At 38.3% G+C, this 227-nt stretch carries 1 protein-coding gene; it reads left to right on the plus strand.

Annotation, left to right across the window (positions count from 1 at the left end):
- Positions 1-227, plus strand: a 227-nt coding sequence (tnpA, locus tag KTE19_RS13820) for an IS200/IS605 family transposase (RefSeq protein WP_217342534.1), incomplete at both ends; no start/stop codon positions are given.

Below are 227 nucleotides of genomic sequence, written 5' to 3' on the forward strand. Positions count from 1 at the left end.
CAGCGTTTAGATGAAGCTATTTACGAACGCAACTATGTTTACAATTTTCATTTTCATTTAATCTGGGTAACTAAATATCGGCACCCCGCATTCACAACCTCACAATTAATTACCGACATGAAATCAATTTTGCAACGAATTGCCGATCTGAATGAGGTGACCATTGAACGAATGGAAGTTATGCCGGACCACGTTCACATGTTGATTAGTTTTAAGCCTAAATACGC

Source organism: Lentilactobacillus dabitei, from assembly GCF_019061365.1.
GTDB classification, from domain to species: domain Bacteria; phylum Bacillota; class Bacilli; order Lactobacillales; family Lactobacillaceae; genus Lentilactobacillus; species Lentilactobacillus dabitei.